The following is a 17415-nucleotide window of genomic DNA, read 5'->3' as shown; positions in this document are numbered from 1 at the left end:
TGCGACTCCGATCTGATACGGAGCTGATGTCAGTTTGAAGCATTCCGGTCATTTTGCAACCGGTTTCAAAATTTCAGACATGTCAACCGGCCTTCCGGACTGCGTCGACCGCGTCGCGGCCTCGGCCATTGCAAGCGCGGCAACCCCGTCTTCCAGCGTCACCGGCAGCGCGGCACCCGTCAGGGCCGCCTGTACAAACGCATCCCATTCCGCCTGATAGGCCGGCATGTAACGCTCCAGGAAGAAATAGGTTGGTTTCGCCCCGACAACGCCTTTGTCGGTGGATTTGACCACCGTGTTTTCCAGCATATTGTGAGCCTGCAACAAACCCTCAGAACCCAGCAGTTCGACGCGCTGATCATATCCGTAGGCCGCCCGGCGGGAGTTCTTGATGACGGCTATCCGACCATCATCATAAGTCATTGTAACAACAGCGGTATCCACGTCTCCGGCCTTGCCGATTTCGGGGTCCACAACCGATGTCCCCACGGCGGAGATGGTTTTTGGCAGCTGACCCATCAGATAATTCGCCATGTCGAAATCGTGGATCATCATGTCCCGGAACAAGCCGCCGGACACCTTGATATAACCGACCGGCGGTGGAGCGGGGTCGAATGAGGTGATCGACAACATTTCGGATTTGCCGATTTCCCCTGCGTCCAACGCAGCCTTAAGCGCGGAAAAATTGGGGTCGAACCGGCGGTTGAACCCGATCATGACAGGTTGGCCACTGTCCGCCGTGGCCTTTTGACAGGCGATGGCGCGTTCGAGGTTCAGATCAACAGGTTTTTCACACAGAACCGCCTTTCCGGCACGGGTTGCCGCTTCGATCAGGCCGGAATGAGTGTCCGTTGGCGTGGCGATCAGCACCGCATCGATTGCCGGGTCCGCGATGATGTCGTCAGAACTGCGGGCCTCGGCCCCGGTGTCCGAGGCAAGGCCTTCAGCCGCCTCTGCCACCGCGTCGGACACAGCACATAGCTGGCTTTTTGGGTGGGCGGTGATCGCCTGCGCATGCACGCGGCCGATACGTCCGGCCCCCAGCAATCCGATCCTCAGCATTCAATTCTCCCGAATCCTTTATTCGCGTGACAGAATGTTTCGCTTTGCAACCGGTTGCAAGATGTTTTTGCGCAGTGCTGAAAATTGGTGCAGAATCCGGTCGCATGAGCCTGTCAGACCCGATGTGGCAGGCCCGGCTTTGCCGTGTTCTTCGTTGCCGGATCTGCTGCCTGACTGCACTTGAAGCGTGCCTACGACACACCGTTTGCAAAAACAGCTTCGGCGATTTTGGGGTCAACGACGACCACGTCGACAGTGGCGATATCCTCAAAAATCTCTGCATGCAGGGTGTCACCCAGAACGTCCTGCATCTGCGCCTTGTGGCCATTGATGGATGCGTTCAGCACATCCGCGTATTCCGTTGGCGTCAGCATTCCGGCAGCAAGCTTCGTGTAGGCATCCAGCAGGTCATGACGCAACTGGACGATCATTTCCTGATGCAAATCCACGTGCGATTGCATCAGTCCCGGATGTTCGTTTGGAGATACCAAAAACTCTGTTTCTTCCGAACACCGCGGGTAGCGCTTAGTCAGGCAGCCGTCGCAGATGCTTTTCCACCTCCTGACACCCTCTCCATGAGGTGCCAACAGACCCAACCGCCCGTAAAGCGTGTACGTCAGATTTGTCCAACCCTTTGATTTATAACCTTTTGCGTCATTCACCTCCAGCCCGGCCGTACACATGATCCTGTTGGTCGCCTGATGGCAGACACCGTCGAGACCGTACCGGATTCCGGCCAGACCCTTTGTCAGCGGATCGGTTCGCATTTGCGACAGGCAATCACATTCGGGTTGAAAGGCCATTCCATGACCGATGGACCGCTGGTTTTCGTCGTGATCGCCCCCGCAAGGCCACAGGTAGTTCCGCTTACCGGCATCATCGTATCCAACCGCATATGTATGGTCGGCATTCGACTTGATCGGATCGATAAAAGCGCCCTGCGCGAACATCTCGACCTTGCGCTCTTTGTAAGGGTCATAGATGTCGAACTCATCGTGCCACAACCGGTGGCGCTTCCCGTTGACCGTGTGAAAGACTTCGGCGTTGACAAATCTCGGCCTGATTGGATCGATACTCAGCCGAACGACCACCTCGTAGTTTGCAAGCGTCCATTTGTGGCTGTCCTGACCGCCCCAATGACCTTTGGCCGGGTCCAGAGTGATGCGGTAGGTGTGGTCCTTGCAGCCTGTTACGCTTGTTGGAATCTCAATCCTGGCTTTGGGGAAATCCACATAGACTTTTCCGTGAAATTTCACCGTGATTCCGGGCGCAACGCTCAGCTTTTGTGTCGAGATTTTGTATGTTCGCATAACAATGACCTTTCTAAAAATACTCGAAAGGTACATTGATCGGGCTAATCCGTCTGTGACGTATTCACGAAGCGCACAGAACACCGTCCAAGTCCGGGCCGCGTGTCCCCAGACTAGCCCCCGACGTAAACGCCGCTTTTGGGCCGGTAGAATATCTTCTGGTCGTGAAGCCGCCCCAACAGTTCCTGAATGTCGCGAAGCGTTTCTTCCCGCTTCGATTTCTCGTCTTCATCCTCTTGCGCAGATGCGTGAGACTGCGATGCCAAAGCGATCCGGAGAGAGCTTTCGATCAGGTCGATGTCCTTGACCGACAGTTCGAACATGTCGTTGTAGCGGGGCATTTCGGAACCTCCTGGCTGGGCGCAGGTTTCCAGACTGCCCCACGTCGCGTTCGATTACCACTTTTTCGTTACGGAGCGGGAAATCGTTGGGCCTAAGAGATGGCAGAGTATGGCCATTCGCCAAATTTCGAACAGGCCTTTTAAAAAGATCCGTTGAAAATCTTCGCCCAAACGAAAATAAAACCACGCGTTTGCAAGCTCAGGGTGTTAACCTGTTGTTGTAAAATGGCGATCCCTGAAGGACTCGAACCCTCAACCTGCTGATTAGAAGTCAGCTGCTCTATCCAGTTGAGCTAAGGGACCGCTGCGCCCTTCTTGCGGTTTTTACGGGCGGGGTTCAAGGGCCAAGCGCATGAAGGCGCTGTTGAGGTCGTCTTCATAACCGTAGATCGGCCCGCAATACGCATATCCCAGCGCCTCATACAGCTTTCGGGCCGCGTCATATTCGGGCAGGTGGTCGGCACCGGTTTCCAGAACCAGGGCGGAAACCCCTTCGCTCTGCGCCAGAATTGCCAGGTGGTTCATCATGGTGCGCGCCAGCCCGCGCCCGCGCACTTCTGAGATGATATGCACGGATTTCACCTCGGCCGTACCGTCCGGCAGGGTCTTAAGCGCACCGCACCCGACCGGCTTGCCGGCCTCATACATCGCCCAGAACCGAATGCCCGGCCCTGCCAGCGACTCGGCGTCCATGGTGTGGTTGCTTTCTGCAGGCCCTGCCGTTTCGCTATGGGCAAAATGCGCCTCGACCACCGGGCGCAATGCGTCCGAGGTTGGGTCGGCCTCGCGGATTTCGATCATTCAATGGGTCCAGGGACCGCGCCGGTCGGTTGCGAAATTCTCGCCATAGCCACGGGCGCGCAGGTTCGGTTTGCGCTTGTGCGGTTCGCTGACAACCGCATCAATCCCATTGCTCTTGGCATAGTCCAACGCTTCTTCCTTGGTGTCGAACTTGAGACGCACCTGGGTCTGTGTGTCACTGGATGAGGTCCAGCCCATCAACGGATCAACCTCACGCGCGGATGCAGGGGCGTATTCCAGAACCCACTTGCGGGTCTTGGCCATCCCCGAGGTCATCGCATTCCTTGCAGGCTGGTAAATCCGTGCGCGCATGTCGCCTCTCCGTACTCACTTGGCTTTGGATGTTATGCGTCAGAGCGCGCACGGGGACAAGTCCGCAATTGTCGCGGCGCGCCCGTAGGCTTTCGGCATCGCACGGCTCTGCTGATGCCAGAAACTGTCATCATGGTCATCTAAATATTGTTGAACCCCATGACGAGGATAGACAGATGATCCATCACGAAAGAACCCTGGAAATCGATGCCCGGCCCGAGGCCATCTGGTCTGTACTGAGCCGGTTCATGAATATCGACGAATTCGCTCCTCAGGTAAAATCCGTGGATGCCTTGACACGAGGCCAGAATGGCGTGGGATCAAAACGGCGCTGCCACTTTGAAAACGGCACCTCATTGGTAGAAGAAGTCACGGACTGGCAAATCAACCGGGGCTATCGTGTTCAACTGTCGGACATGTCTGCCATGCCTTTGACCGAAGCGCACGCAGCGATTGCTATCGAACCACTTGCGAACAACCGCTCAAGGGTGGTCTGGAGCATGGACTTTCAAATGAAATATGGGCCTCTGGGTTGGCTGTTGGGGCAGATGCTACTGAAGCCGATGATCGGGCGGGTTTTGGACCGCAACCTGAAAGCGCTCGCTGAGAAAGTGCAGTCGGACCACATTCCTTACCTGCAGTTTGCCTATTATTAGAACTGCGCACTCCAATCCGGATCAGCCCTTGCAGTTGGACAAAATAAGAACAAATGTAGGGGTCTGACCCGGAGCCTGCCTATGCCCTATGCCCATTCCGACAAGACCCAACTGACCGCAGAGGACGTGCGCGCGCGCCTGAAACTCGAGGGCGGCAAGCGGTTTGTCATGCACACCGAATTTGCGCCGGCGGGTGACCAGCCCACGGCCATCAAGGAACTGGCCGGGGGTGTTCTGGACGGCGAACGCGATCAGGTGTTGTTGGGCGCGACCGGGACGGGCAAGACTTTCACCATGGCCAAGGTCATCGAGGAAACCCAACGCCCTGCCATCATTCTTGCGCCGAACAAGACGCTGGCGGCGCAGCTTTATGGAGAGTTCAAAGGATTCTTTCCCGAAAACTCGGTCGAGTATTTCGTGTCCTACTACGACTATTACCAGCCCGAGGCCTACGTGCCGCGATCGGACACTTACATAGAAAAAGAATCCCAGATCAACGAACAGATCGACCGGATGCGCCACTCGGCCACGCGGGCGCTGCTGGAGCGCGATGACGTGATCATCGTCGCCTCGGTCTCATGCATCTACGGTATCGGCTCGGTCGAAACCTATGGGGCAATGACGCAGGACCTGAAGGTGGGCCACGAATACGACCAACGGCAGGTGATGGCCGATCTGGTGGCCCAGCAATACCGGCGCAACGATCAGGCCTTTCAGCGCGGGTCGTTCCGGGTGCGCGGCGACAGTCTGGAAATCTGGCCTGCCCACCTTGAGGATCGCGCGTGGAAGCTCTCGTTCTTCGGCGAGGAACTGGAACAGATTACTGAATTCGACCCCCTGACCGGCGAGCGCGCCGCCACGATGGAACAGGTGCGCGTTTATGCGAATTCGCATTACGTGACGCCGAAACCGACGATGCGGCAGGCGATTATTGGGATTAAGAAAGAACTCCGCATCCGGCTGGACCAACTCGTCGGCGAAGGCAAACTGCTGGAAGCCCAACGTCTGGAACAGCGCACCAACTTTGACCTTGAGATGCTCGAGGCCACGGGCGTCTGCAACGGGATCGAGAACTACTCACGTTACTTGACGGGCCGCGCGCCGGGTGAACCGCCCCCGACCCTGTTCGAATTCATCCCCGACAACGCTATCGTCTTTGCCGACGAATCCCATGTCAGCGTCCCGCAAATTGGCGGCATGTACCGGGGCGACTACCGACGCAAGTTCACGCTGGCCGAACACGGGTTCCGCCTGCCGTCCTGCATGGACAACCGACCGCTGAAGTTCGAGGAATGGGACGCCATGCGCCCGCAATCCGTCTTTGTCTCGGCCACCCCGGCGAAGTGGGAGATCGAACAGACCGGCGGCATCTTCACCGAACAGGTGATCCGCCCCACGGGCCTCTTGGACCCGGAGGTCGAAATCCGCCCCGTCTCGATGCAGGTAGACGATCTACTGGACGAGGTACGCAAGGTCGCCGCCAATGGCTACCGTACGCTGGTCACCACGCTGACCAAACGCATGGCTGAGGACCTGACCGAATACCTGCACGAACAGGGCATCAAGGTCCGCTACATGCACTCGGACATCGACACGCTGGAACGCATCGAAATCCTTCGCGACCTGCGACTGGGGGCGTTTGACGTACTGGTCGGCATCAACCTGCTGCGCGAAGGGCTCGACATCCCCGAATGCGGGCTGGTCGCCATTCTGGATGCAGACAAAGAGGGGTTCCTGCGCTCGGAAACCTCGCTGATCCAGACCATCGGCCGCGCCGCGCGGAACGCCGATGGCCGCGTGATCATGTATGCCGACAAGATCACCGGTTCCATGGAGCGCGCCTTGGGCGAGACCAACCGCCGTCGCGCCAAACAGCTCGCCTATAATCAGGAACACGGCATCACGCCGGAGACGGTGAAGAAGAATGTCGAGGACGTTCTGGCCGGTCTCTACGAAGGCGACGTGGATATGAACCGCGTCACCGCCACCATCGACAAACCGATGCACGGCGCGAACCTCGAGGCCCATCTGGACGGACTGCGCGAGCAAATGCGCAAAGCCGCCGAGAACCTGGAATTCGAAGAGGCCGCCAACATCCGGGATGAGATCAAACGTCTGGAAGCAGTCGATCTGGCCGTCGCCGACGACCCAATGGCGCGCCAATGGGCGGTCGAGAAAGCCTCAGAAGACGCGGTGAAATCACGCGGACGGTCAACGGCTGGCAGGCCGGGGCAGCGGGGCGGAAATGTGAAGCGGAGGAAGCGGTAGAAATCTACTTGAATTGAACTTGATTGTTTCGGATCTGGCCTCGCAAAAACAAGTCTTGATGAGTTATGTGAGGGAAGTGCTCTTCCCAATCTCTGAAACGATCATTTGTCACTATGCGCGCATTCAATTGTTCCGCGTCGGTGATCAACAAAGGATCTGCAGGCGTCCTTTTTGGGGCCACTGAAATTCGTCGTGCTGGATATCGAAGAGCTTTGGAAAGGTTAGTGGGGTTCATGTACCGGCCTGAAACCAAATAACCAATGTTAGCATCAAACCAGACTATGGGTTCAAACCCGTCCGAAACCAACTTTTCAATGACTAATTTGACCGAATGCAAAGCTGGTTTATCGTTTTCCCAATAAAGCACGTTCGACCCATCGATAACGACCCACTCTATTCGTTTTCGATGCCAGTGCCTGGCCAGCAGGACAACAGCGAGAACGGTTCCTACCGCTCCAGCCAACAGCGGCAAAGTTATTATTGGGCCGAAGATCACGACCGACAAAAATGCGAAAAAAATAGAAACAATTAGAAGAAGCAGTAATCCTATCATACGAGGATTGATAGTGAATTTGTAAAGCTATGCAATATAGAGATTTTCCAGCCTCACTGCCAAAAGAATGGCCGACTTCGTTGCTGAGAAGTCTTACTATAGCACTTCAGCAAGCGATCAATGTTATGCCGCCAAAAGCGCCGCGCGCTACCAGATTACCGCCCAGCGCGATGTGCGCGCGTCGCAGTTCTCCGCGTTGGTGCGGGAAACGCTTGCACATCCCACTAGGACTTAGAAAATGAGGGCGGGTAACCCCGCCCAAACCTTTACCCCTTGTCCCAATGCGCAATCACATCGTATCCCACCGGTGAGGGCGGGCCTTCCATGAATTCGGCGAAATGGCCCCACAGTTCGGCCACTTTGGGCGCGTTTGTCTTCGAGGTCGCCTCGCTTTCCACGACCGAGATCACATAGCCCGAACCATCCTCGTTCATCACATTGGTAAAGCAATGCATCCCCGGCATCCCCATGATTTCCGCTTTCATCGCATTCATCTTCGCCGTCGCCGCCTCCCGCGTGCCGGGCTTCATTTTGTATTGAGTAATTCGCGCAAACATCACTTTCCTCCCTCGTCTGGCGAAATTGCAATGTAGCGGGGCCGGAGCGACCTCGCCAGGCGCACCCTAGCACGACAGCGCGAAATCTCGCATTGATACGAGGGATTTGTGGGCGTTTTCAACTATACGCCTGACCGTATCCGGACGGCTAACACTTCAAGGTTGCAGCCCAGCGCCCGCTGCTTCACGTTTGAAATCACAAATTGTGATTCCAAACGGTTGCCATGACGAGCCCAAACGCACTGCCCTCAACGCATGAAGTCCAAAGCGCCATTCACCGGGTGCGCGGCACTCGCGTCGTGCTGGCCGAGGATCTGGCGCAGTTCTACGGAAAGTCCGTCAGCGCCTTCAATCAGGCCGTGTCGCGCAACAAGGACCTGTTCGAGGGCTACCGCTTTCAGCTGACCGATGCCGAGGTCGCCGATTTGCAATCACAGAATGTGATCTCAAAACCCAAGGGCCGCGGCGGGCGGCGGGTCAATCCGTGGGTCTATACCGATTACGGCGTGGCTATCGCCTCGGCCCTGTTCAAGGACCCGCGCGATCAGGATCACCCGGATGATTACTGAGGCTTTTGTCGACGGCGCAAACGCTTTGGCCGAAACCCCGCGCAGCGTGCCGGAAATCCTGCCACCCGAGGGCACCCCCGCCCCGCTGCTGCCGAATGGCGATCAGTTGAGGGCTCTGGCCGAAAACATCCTAGATTCCGGTCAGCAAAGCCTCGTCGATTATATCGCCAACCCCACCACCAAGCGGCAACAGGCAGTAGCGATGATCATGAAGACGCTGGCCGAAACCGCTGGTGAAGAGGTACGCACCCAGCGGGAACGTTTGCGCCTGAGCATCGCGGAACGTCTGGCCACCGGCGACTATGCGGATGACGATGATCGGAAACGGTTGCTGGACCTGTTGAACGCGATGAAGGGATAGTCACACTTGCCTCAACGCCGTCAGCGGCTAGTTACCAAAGGATGCGCTTTGTTTTTTTGTCTCTTCTCTTAGCCACGCCAGCCACCGCATGGGAGGCCACGGTCGGGTCGATTTGCACCTTGTCGCACGACACAAGCACGGCCGAAATCTTTCTGACCTATGACCCGGCGCAACCGCTTTATACGCTGACCATCACCCGCAAGACCGAGGGTTGGACGCAGGCGCCGTGGTTCGCCATGCGCTTTGACGGCCCGAACCCCATCGAAATCGCGACACCGCGCCATGTTCTGTCCGAAAACGCCGAATCTCTGACCGTCACGGATACCGGGTTTGGCAATGTTCTGGATGGGTTGGAATACAATCAGACCGCCTATGCCTTTACGCAGGACAAGCTGACCGAGTTTCCATTGGACGGCGCGGCACCGCAAGTTCGTATCTTTCGAGACTGCGCTGGGGCTCAGCTGTCCTGATCGGTCGGCGGGCGGAATGGGTCATCGACCCTGCAGCCCCAACTCCACCCTTACCTTCTTGGTCAGCTTGGACACGACCATTTCGTATGAGGTGACGATATGCTCGCGCAGCGAGGCATCGCTCATCCCGCGCGGCTCATAGACCTGCAGCCATTTCATCCCGCGCGACGCCAAATAGGGCGCGGGGCGGATGCCGGGTTCGTCGCCCAGCACCTCGAAAGCCAGATCGGTAGCCTTGAAGGTGAACGCATCGCGCCCTTCGTTCCAGCCGCAGATCGCAAACACCTTGCCGCCCACTTTCCACACATCCGCGTTGCCCCACTGTACCACATGTCTGGTGGCTGTGAGCGAGGCGCAGAAGGTGTTGAATTCATCGCGGGTCATCCCGATGACAGTGCCGGTCCGGGTGAGACGTGGCAATATGCGGCGCGTGTTAATTTTGAAATAACCCTGACCGGCCGCTCTGGTTTAGGCATGCCCGAAATTCTCAGCTTTCCTGAAAGAAAACGACCCCGAAATCCTGTCAGGATTTCGGGGCCCAATCACGCGGCGCGGCGCAATCGCGTCAGGATGCCGCCTTCATCAGCCCCTGCTTGATGATCTCGGCCTGCGCCTCATCCAGTGACTTGTAGATGCGCACGAACATCTCATCGATGTCCGCCGGGGTCAGGATCAGCGGCGGCGAAATGATCATGCGGTCACCCACGTGGCGCATAATCAAATTGTTGGCAAAGCAGCGGTCGCGGCAGATATACCCGATCGTGCCCGGTTCGGAAGCGAACTTGGCACGGCTGGCCTTGTCCGGGGTCAGCGCGATCGATGCCATCATGCCGACGATCTTCGCCTCACCCACCAATGGGTGATCGGCCAGAGCCTCCCACTTTTCCTTCAGATAAGGCGCGGCCACATCGCGGACATGTTCGACGATCTTTTCCTCTTCGAGGATACGCAGGTTTTCCAGCGCGACGGCTGCGGCGACCGGATGACCAGAGTAGGTGTAGCCGTGGTTGAATTCAGTGCCGCCGATAACCTCGGCAATCTCATCGTTCACGATCGAGCCGCCGATGGGCGCATAGCCCGAGCTGAGGCCCTTTGCGATGGTCATGATATGCGGTTTGATGCCAACGGTTTGCGACCCGAACCAGTTTCCGGTTCTGCCAAATCCACAGATCACCTCATCGGCGATAAGCAGGATATCGTATTTGTCGCAAATCCTCTGGATCTCGGGCCAGTATGTGTCGGGCGCGACGATAACGCCGCCTGCACCCTGAACCGGTTCGGCAATAAAGGCCGCGACCCGATCTTCGCCCAGTTCCTGAATGGCTTCTTCCAGCTCGCGCGCACGGGCCAGGCCAAACTCCTCCGGCGACATGTCGCCGCCTTCGGCCCACCAGTTGGGCTGGTTGATGTGGTGGATGTTCGGGATCGGGATGCCGCCCTGCGCATGCATGCCTGCCATACCGCCCAGCGAAGCCGAACCCACAGACGAGCCGTGATAGGCGTTGTGGCGGCTGATGATGATGTTCTTGTCGGGCTGACCTTTTTCGGCCCAATAGGTCCGCACGAGGCGGATATTGGTATCGTTGGCCTCGGACCCGCCGGCGGCGAAGAAGACGTGGTTCAGGTCGCCCGGGGCCAGTTCGGCGATCTTGGCGGCCAGTGCAATGGCGGGCACGTGGGTCGTTTTGAAGAAGGTGTTGTAATAGGGCAGTTCACGCATCTGACGAGCGGCCACGTCGGCCAGTTCATCACGGCCATAGCCGATATTGACGCACCACAGTCCGGCCATGGCGTCAAGAATCTCTTCGCCTTCGCTGTCAGTCAGGTAAACGCCGCTGGCGCGGGTGATGACGCGGGCCCCTTCCTTTCCGAGTGAGCCGTTTGCGGAAAACGGGTGTATGTGATGGGCCGCATCCAGGGCCTGAAGTTCGGCGGTGGGCATGTGATTGGTTATGATGGACATCCGAGAATCCCCTGCAACGATGGTTGCGTCACACAATATGATCAAATTCTGCGCTGTCAATCGAATCACTTCACATTATGCGTCAGTCAGCGTGTCAGCCATCAGTGCCATGCCTTGCTCGATGTCCTGCGCGGCCGCCTTTCCGGCACTTTCCGCATCCCCACGGCGAAGCGCGTCAATAATGTCTTTGTGCCGGTCGGGCAGGCTCTGTGTGCCGAACCGACCGCAGACAACCCGCAGGGACGGACCGAATCGCAACCACAAACGCTCGGCCAGATCGCTGAGAATCGGGGCGTCTGCATGGGAATAAAGCGTCTCGTGAAATTCATGGTTCAGACGCAGGTAACCACTGACGTCACCATCCACTATGGTGCGGTCCAGCCGCTGGTCGATCTCTTCCAGCCGATCAATGTCCGCAGGGTTAATACGCGCCGCAGCACGGCGGGAAAGCTCTGATTCTATTGACATTCTGGCGAATATCACCTGCTCGACATCCTCGTTCGACAAGAGAGGCACACTGACACGGCGGTTGCCCTGAAACACCAGCGCACCGTCCGAGATCAGCCGGCGGATTGCCTCGCGCACCGGGGTCATGCCGACACCGAGAGATTCGGTCAGACCCTGGATCGTCACGGGTTGACCGGGGACCAGCTCACCGAACAGGATCTGCGACTTCAGCCTGTGGTAGACCTGCGCATGTGCCGGGCTTTTTTCATTGTCCGCCGAAGTTCCAGATGGTTTATTTTTGATCAAATCCAATTGCTTCACCCTGTTTGTCTGGACCTGAACCAGCAGCTTTTGGTTCGGGATGAACCTTAGTCTGTCTTGCAAGAAAATACAAAACTTGATCAAATCTCAAAAAAAGTGAAAATACGCGTGAATAAGCAGGGAGAAGAAAATGAACATTAAAACGCTGACACTGACAGCGGTGGTTGCACTGGGGACATCGGCAGCATTTGCCGAAGAGGTGCGTGTCTACAACTGGTCAGACTATATCGACGAAGAACTGCTGAATAAGTTCGAGGAAGAAACGGGCCTGACCCTGATCTACGACGTCTTCGACAGCAACGAGGTTCTGGAAACCAAAATGCTGGCGGGCGGCTCGGGCTATGACGTGGTGGTGCCATCCGGCACATTCCTTCAACGTCAAATCCAGGCCGGCGCGTTCCAGAAGCTGGATACTTCAAAGCTGTCCAACGCGGGCAACCTTTGGGATGTCATTCAGAACCGTACCGCAGGGTATGACCCGGACAATGCCTATTCGATCAACTATATGTGGGGCACCACAGGTATCGGCGTGAATGTCGGCAAGGTCAAAGAAGTGCTGGGCGAGGACGTTGCCCTGAACAGCATGGATCTGGTTCTCAAGCCGGAGAACATGGAGAAGCTGGCCTCATGCGGCGTGCACTTCCTGGATGCACCTGCCGAAATCATTCCGATGGCGCTGCAGTATATCGGTGAGGACCCGGACAGCCACGACAAGGACGTAATCGGCAAGACCGAGGAAGTTCTGATGGGTGTACGTCCGTATATTCAGAAATTCCACAGCTCCGAGTACATCAACGCGCTGGCAAACGGTGACATCTGTGTGGCCGTTGGATGGTCAGGCGACATCCTGCAGGCGCGGGATCGCGCGGCTGAGGCCGAAAACGGTGTGGAAATCGAATACCACCCGTTTGCCGAAGGTTCGCTGATGTGGTTCGACCAGATGGCGGTTCCTGCGGATGCCCCGAACCCGGAAGGCGCGCACAAGTTCCTGAACTTCATTCTGGATGCCAACAACATGGCCGCCGCCTCGAACTATGTCTACTACGCCAACGGCAACAAGGCGTCGCAGGAGTTCCTCGAGGAAGACGTGATCGGTGATCCGGCGATCTATCCGGATGAGGCGACCATGCAGAACCTGTACATCACGACACCCTATCCGTCGAAGACCCAGCGGGTTGTGACTCGTCTTTGGACCAAGATCAAATCGGGCACCTGACCGATTTATCGGCGCAGGGCGGCCTTTGCTGCCCTGCGCCTGTTTCCAGTCCGGCAACACGGGGGCCACAGTGACTTCTGACGTCTTTGCGCCATGGGATGACCCACAGGCGAAACCGCTGATCCAGTTTCAGAACGTGACCAAACGTTTTGGGGCCTTTACCGCCATCGACAATCTGTCTCTGGATATCTTCGAGAAGGAGTTCTTTGCTCTGCTCGGGCCGTCCGGATGTGGCAAGACCACCATGATGCGGATGCTGGCGGGGTTCGAAACCCCGACCGAAGGGCACATCATGCTTGGCGGTCAGGACATCGATCCGATCCCGCCCAACAAAAGGGCGGTAAACATGATGTTCCAGTCCTATGCCCTGTTTCCTCACCTGAGCATCTGGGACAACATCGCCTTTGGCCTGCGCCGGGACAACATGCCAAAGCGTGATCTTGAAAACCGGGTCGAAGAAATGTTGCGTCTGACCCGGCTGGAGCAGTTTGCCCGCCGCAAGCCGCATCAGATCTCGGGTGGTCAGCGACAGCGGGTCGCGCTTGCACGCTCGCTGGCAAAAGCGCCCAAACTGTTGCTGCTGGACGAGCCGTTGGGCGCGCTGGACAAGAAACTGCGGCAGGACACGCAGTTCGAACTGATGGATATTCAGGAAAAGACGGGCACCACTTTCGTAATCGTGACACACGACCAGGAAGAAGCCATGACCGTCGCCAGCCGCGTCGCCGTCATGGATCAGGGGCAGCTCAAGCAGGTGGCCACCCCCGACCGGATATACGAGACGCCAAACTCGGTCTACGTGGCAGACTTCATCGGGGATGTGAACATCATCGAGGGCCGGGCGACCGCAAATGGCGAAGAGACGTACAAGATCGACTGGGCCGAAGGGCAGGCACCGCTGACGGCACAGTCAAGAAGCGGATTTTCAAACGGTCAGACCTGTCATCTGGCGATCCGCCCCGAAAAAGTGACAATTTCGGCCGAACGCCCCGCCGACGCGATCAACGCGGTGCAGGGCAAGGTGCATGACATTGCCTATCTGGGCAATCTGTCCACCTATCACGTGGAACTGCCGAACGGCACGATCATCAAGGCGCAAACGGCCAATACGCGCCGCATCTCGCGCCGATCCTTCACATGGGAAGACCCGGTCTGGCTGTCCTGGACAGCGACCGCCGCGGTTCTGCTGGATCGCTGATGCGCCGGGCCCTGCTGATCGCACTTCCCTATGTCTGGCTGCTGGCGCTGTTCATGGTGCCATTCTTCATTGTCCTGAAGATTTCGCTGTCGGACACGGCCCTTGCCATCCCGCCCTATACGCCGACGCTGGACCTGTCCGAAGGGTGGGCCGGCATCAAGGCCTTCTTCAGTGAACTGGATCTGGAGAATTTCGTCTGGCTGACCGAGGATGACCTTTACTGGAAGGCTTACCTGTCCAGCGTCAAAATCGCCCTGATCTCGACCGTTCTGACGCTGATCGTAGGCTACCCCATTGCCTACGGCATGGCCCGCGCGCCCGAGGAATGGCGCCCGACGCTGATGATGCTGGTGATCCTGCCGTTCTGGACCTCGTTCCTGATCCGGGTCTACGCCTGGATGGGCATCCTGAGCAACGAAGGCTATCTGAACCAGTTTCTGCTGTGGACCGGGATCATTTCGACCCCGCTGACCATCCTGAACACCAACACGGCGGTCTATATCGGCATCGTCTATACCTATCTGCCCTTCATGATCCTGCCGGTCTATTCGGCGCTGGAACGGATGGACGGATCGCTGATCGAAGCCGCCGAAGATCTGGGATGTTCACGTCTGCAGGCGTTCTGGCTGGTGACAATCCCGCTGTCGCGGCCCGGCATCATCGCCGGATGCTTCCTTGTGATGATCCCCGTGATTGGTGAGTTCGTGATCCCGTCGCTTCTGGGCGGATCCGGGACACTGATGATCGGCAAGGTGTTGTGGGAAGAGTTCTTCTCGAACCGCGACTGGCCTGTGGCAAGCGCCGTGGCGGTGGTTCTGCTGCTGATCCTGATCATTCCGATCGTGCTGTTCCAGCGCAATCAGCAGAAACAGACGGAGGCCGAGAAATGAACAGGCTAAGCTGGTTCAACGCGGTTTCCCTGACACTGGGCTTCGCTTTCCTTTACATTCCGATGATCATCCTGATCATCTTCAGCTTCAACGAAAGCAAACTGGTCACGGTCTGGGCCGGGTTCTCGACCAAATGGTATGGGGAACTGGTCCAGAACGAAGCATTTCTGGATGCCGCCTGGGTCACGATCCGGGTTGCGGTGTTCTCATCAACGCTGGCCACCATTCTGGGCACGGCGGCGGCTTATGTGCTGGTGCGCGGCGGGCGGTTCTTTGGCCGTACGCTGTTCTCCGGCATGATCTACGCGCCGCTGGTCATGCCCGAAGTGATCACCGGCCTGTCCCTGCTGCTGCTGTTCATCGGCATCGGTCTGGACCGGGGCATCCTGACCATCGTTCTGGCCCACACAACCTTTTCGATGTGCTTCGTTTCGGTCGTGGTCTCCTCGCGGCTGGTGACGTTCGATCAGTCTCTGGAAGAGGCAGCGCTTGATCTGGGCTGCTCTCCGGCGCAGGCGTTCCGGCTGGTCACGTTGCCGATCATCGCGCCTGCGGTGATCTCCGGCTGGCTGCTGGCTTTCACCCTGTCACTGGACGATCTGGTGATCGCATCTTTCACCTCGGGGCCGTCGGCCACGACCTTGCCGATCAAGATATTCTCGGCCGTCAGGCTGGGCGTCAGCCCTGAGATCAATGCGCTGTCCACGCTCATGATTGCGGCGGTGACGGTCGGGGTGATCACCGCGTCACTGGTGACAAAGCGGGCCATGGTACGGCAACGTCAGGACGAGACGGCGGCGGCGCGCACTGAATGAAGCGCCTGTTTCCTGATTATACCTACGGCCCCGCCCCCCGGCAGGGGTGCTGGTGGGACGAAACCATCGCAGCACCGGACTGGCCCACATTTCCTGGCGGGTCGCAGGTTGACGCCGCCATCATCGGGGGCGGCTTCACAGGTGTTTCCGCCGCCTTGCACCTGGCCCGGAAAGGCGTTTCGGTCGCCGTGCTCGAAGCGGCAACGCCCGGTTGGGGCGCCTCGGGGCGCAATGGCGGGTTCTGCTGTCTGGGGGGATCGAAACTGAGCCACACCGGATTGGCTCGCCGTTTCGGGGAACCCGCAGCCGAGCGTTATGAACAGGCCGAACAGGACGCCGTGGCGCTTGTTGCCGACCTGCTCTCGGCCCACGGCATTGATGCCGATACCCATTCGGGCGGTGAGACACAACTTGCCCATTCAAAACGCGCGATGGATGCACTGCGCAAAAAGGCGGACGCGTCCGGTGTCTTGCACGAGCGGGAAGAATTGTTGCACTTGGGGTTCGGCGGTCCGTTTTACGGCGGTTACACAACTCCCGTTGGGTTTGCCCTGAATCCCCGGAAATACCTGTTCGGTCTGGCAGCAGCCGCCGGATCGTCCGGTGCACAGTTCTTTCAGTCCAGTCCGGTTTCAAACATAGAAAAGACCCGCAGCGGCTTCGAACTTGAAACACCGAACGGCAACTTGCGTGCGGATAACGTGCTGGTCTGCACCAACGGCTATTCCAGTGAAAACATCCCGCCCTGGATGGCGGGCCGGTACATGCCCGCCCAGTCGACGGTTCTTGTCACCCGGCCCTTGTCCGAAGCCGAGTTGCAGGCGCAGGGCTGGACCACGGATCAGATGTCATACGATAGCCGGAACCTGTTGCACTATTTCCGGCTGATGCCCGACCGGCGGTTTTTGTTCGGAATGCGCGGCGGGTTGCTGTCCTCGGCCCGCGCCGAGGCGGCCATTCGCCGGAAAGTGAAACAGGATTTCAGGCGCATGTTCCCGGGCTGGGCCGATGTGGACGTAACGCACACATGGTCCGGAATGGTGTGCCTGGCCCGCGATCTGGTTCCATTTGTCGGGGCTGTTCCCGGGCAGACCGGGATGTTCGCCGGCTTTGCCTACCATGGCAACGGGGTCGCCATGGGGACCTATTGCGGCCGCGCCTTGGCCCGGCTTGTCCTGGGACAGCCTGACGATCTTCCGCCGCCAATGACCCGCTTGCCGCGTCGTTTCCCACTAGGGCCCTGGCGGCGTGCCCTGATGCCCCCCGCCTATGCGCTGCTCGCGCTGGACGATCTCTGAGCACGGA

The 17415-nt window shown here is 58.1% G+C and carries 20 protein-coding genes and 1 tRNA gene; 10 read left to right on the top strand and 11 right to left on the bottom strand.

All coding sequences use genetic code 11. From position 1 onward, the window contains the following. Positions 1-48: 48 nt before the first annotated feature. The 6 genes from iolG to ACR3EQ_RS15760 form a co-directional block, all read right to left on the bottom strand. Positions 49-1062: an inositol 2-dehydrogenase gene (iolG, locus tag ACR3EQ_RS15785; protein WP_170614201.1), complete on the bottom strand. Its 1014-nt coding sequence runs from the start codon at positions 1060-1062 to the stop codon at positions 49-51. A 191-nt stretch (positions 1063-1253) separates the two neighbouring features. Then, positions 1254-2372, bottom strand: coding sequence for a hypothetical protein (locus ACR3EQ_RS15780; RefSeq protein WP_170619286.1), 1119 nt, complete (start codon positions 2370-2372; stop codon positions 1254-1256). A gap of 113 nt (positions 2373-2485) precedes the next feature. Next, positions 2486-2713, bottom strand: a complete 228-nt coding sequence (locus tag ACR3EQ_RS15775; protein ID WP_170614199.1) for a hypothetical protein — start codon at positions 2711-2713, stop codon at positions 2486-2488. 226 nt (positions 2714-2939) lie between these two features. Next, a tRNA-Arg gene (locus tag ACR3EQ_RS15770) sits at positions 2940-3016 on the bottom strand. A gap of 21 nt (positions 3017-3037) precedes the next feature. Further along, entirely contained in the window at positions 3038-3514 is a 477-nt protein-coding gene (locus ACR3EQ_RS15765; RefSeq protein WP_170614198.1) for a GNAT family N-acetyltransferase, read from the bottom strand. Beyond that, positions 3515-3826: an ETC complex I subunit gene (locus tag ACR3EQ_RS15760; RefSeq protein ID WP_170614197.1), complete on the bottom strand. Its 312-nt coding sequence runs from the start codon at positions 3824-3826 to the stop codon at positions 3515-3517. A 176-nt stretch (positions 3827-4002) separates the two neighbouring features. Between ACR3EQ_RS15760 and ACR3EQ_RS15755 the strand changes: the two genes are divergently transcribed. Then, positions 4003-4482, top strand: coding sequence for an SRPBCC family protein (locus ACR3EQ_RS15755; RefSeq protein ID WP_170614196.1), 480 nt, complete (start codon positions 4003-4005; stop codon positions 4480-4482). Positions 4483-4563: 81 nt separating this feature from the next. Further along, positions 4564-6750 (top strand): excinuclease ABC subunit UvrB, encoded by a 2187-nt coding sequence (gene uvrB, locus ACR3EQ_RS15750; protein WP_480491191.1) that lies wholly within the window; start codon positions 4564-4566, stop codon positions 6748-6750. Between the two features lie 4 nt (positions 6751-6754). Here the strand turns inward: uvrB and ACR3EQ_RS15745 are convergent, their stop codons facing one another. Then, entirely contained in the window at positions 6755-7303 is a 549-nt protein-coding gene (locus ACR3EQ_RS15745) for an NYN domain-containing protein (protein ID WP_170614194.1), read from the bottom strand. Between the two features lie 266 nt (positions 7304-7569). Next, positions 7570-7860, bottom strand: a complete 291-nt coding sequence (locus ACR3EQ_RS15740) for a hypothetical protein (protein ID WP_480491190.1) — start codon at positions 7858-7860, stop codon at positions 7570-7572. Positions 7861-8084: 224 nt separating this feature from the next. Here ACR3EQ_RS15740 and ACR3EQ_RS15735 point away from each other — a divergent pair, with 224 nt between their 5' ends. From ACR3EQ_RS15735 to ACR3EQ_RS15725, 3 genes are read left to right on the top strand one after another with little or no spacing between them, the layout of a single operon-like run. Continuing rightward, positions 8085-8429 carry an ORF6N domain-containing protein gene (locus ACR3EQ_RS15735; RefSeq protein WP_480440821.1) on the top strand — a complete coding sequence of 115 codons (345 nt, stop codon included), beginning with the start codon at positions 8085-8087 and terminating at the stop codon, positions 8427-8429. Further along, positions 8419-8790 carry a hypothetical protein gene (locus tag ACR3EQ_RS15730; protein WP_480440819.1) on the top strand — a complete coding sequence of 124 codons (372 nt, stop codon included), beginning with the start codon at positions 8419-8421 and terminating at the stop codon, positions 8788-8790. Before ACR3EQ_RS15735 ends, ACR3EQ_RS15730 begins: the two co-directional genes overlap by 11 nt. Before the next feature lie 56 nt (positions 8791-8846). After that, positions 8847-9260, top strand: coding sequence for a hypothetical protein (locus ACR3EQ_RS15725; RefSeq protein ID WP_170614192.1), 414 nt, complete (start codon positions 8847-8849; stop codon positions 9258-9260). A 21-nt stretch (positions 9261-9281) separates the two neighbouring features. Here ACR3EQ_RS15725 and ACR3EQ_RS15720 read toward each other — a convergent pair whose 3' ends face one another. From ACR3EQ_RS15720 to ACR3EQ_RS15710, 3 genes are all read right to left on the bottom strand, one after another. Further along, entirely contained in the window at positions 9282-9644 is a 363-nt protein-coding gene (locus ACR3EQ_RS15720; RefSeq protein WP_170614447.1) for an MmcQ/YjbR family DNA-binding protein, read from the bottom strand. Between the two features lie 181 nt (positions 9645-9825). Next, the gene (locus ACR3EQ_RS15715; protein ID WP_480440817.1) at positions 9826-11223 is read right to left on the bottom strand and encodes an aspartate aminotransferase family protein; all 1398 of its coding nucleotides are present in this window, start codon (positions 11221-11223) and stop codon (positions 9826-9828) included. 75 nt (positions 11224-11298) lie between these two features. Beyond that, positions 11299-11982: a GntR family transcriptional regulator gene (locus tag ACR3EQ_RS15710; RefSeq protein WP_480491188.1), complete on the bottom strand. Its 684-nt coding sequence runs from the start codon at positions 11980-11982 to the stop codon at positions 11299-11301. Positions 11983-12121: 139 nt separating this feature from the next. Here ACR3EQ_RS15710 and ACR3EQ_RS15705 point away from each other — a divergent pair, with 139 nt between their 5' ends. The 5 genes from ACR3EQ_RS15705 (at position 12122) to ACR3EQ_RS15685 (ending at position 17408) form a co-directional block, all read left to right on the top strand. Continuing rightward, complete coding sequence (locus ACR3EQ_RS15705; protein ID WP_170679340.1) at positions 12122-13207, top strand: polyamine ABC transporter substrate-binding protein; 1086 nt, start codon at positions 12122-12124, stop codon at positions 13205-13207. A gap of 70 nt (positions 13208-13277) precedes the next feature. Beyond that, entirely contained in the window at positions 13278-14405 is a 1128-nt protein-coding gene (locus ACR3EQ_RS15700) for an ABC transporter ATP-binding protein (RefSeq protein WP_170614188.1), read from the top strand. Then, positions 14405-15295: an ABC transporter permease subunit gene (locus tag ACR3EQ_RS15695; protein ID WP_170614187.1), complete on the top strand. Its 891-nt coding sequence runs from the start codon at positions 14405-14407 to the stop codon at positions 15293-15295. The genes ACR3EQ_RS15700 and ACR3EQ_RS15695 overlap by 1 nt, the downstream gene beginning before the upstream one ends. Next, positions 15292-16110 (top strand): ABC transporter permease, encoded by an 819-nt coding sequence (locus ACR3EQ_RS15690; protein WP_170614186.1) that lies wholly within the window; start codon positions 15292-15294, stop codon positions 16108-16110. The genes ACR3EQ_RS15695 and ACR3EQ_RS15690 overlap by 4 nt, the downstream gene beginning before the upstream one ends. After that, complete coding sequence (locus ACR3EQ_RS15685) at positions 16107-17408, top strand: NAD(P)/FAD-dependent oxidoreductase (protein ID WP_480491185.1); 1302 nt, start codon at positions 16107-16109, stop codon at positions 17406-17408. The genes ACR3EQ_RS15690 and ACR3EQ_RS15685 overlap by 4 nt, the downstream gene beginning before the upstream one ends. Positions 17409-17415: the final 7 nt, after the last annotated feature.

The organism is Ruegeria sp. AN11 (genome assembly GCF_056536005.1).
Note: the sequence above shows the minus strand (reverse complement) of the source record. Positions and strands in the feature narration are given on the sequence as shown.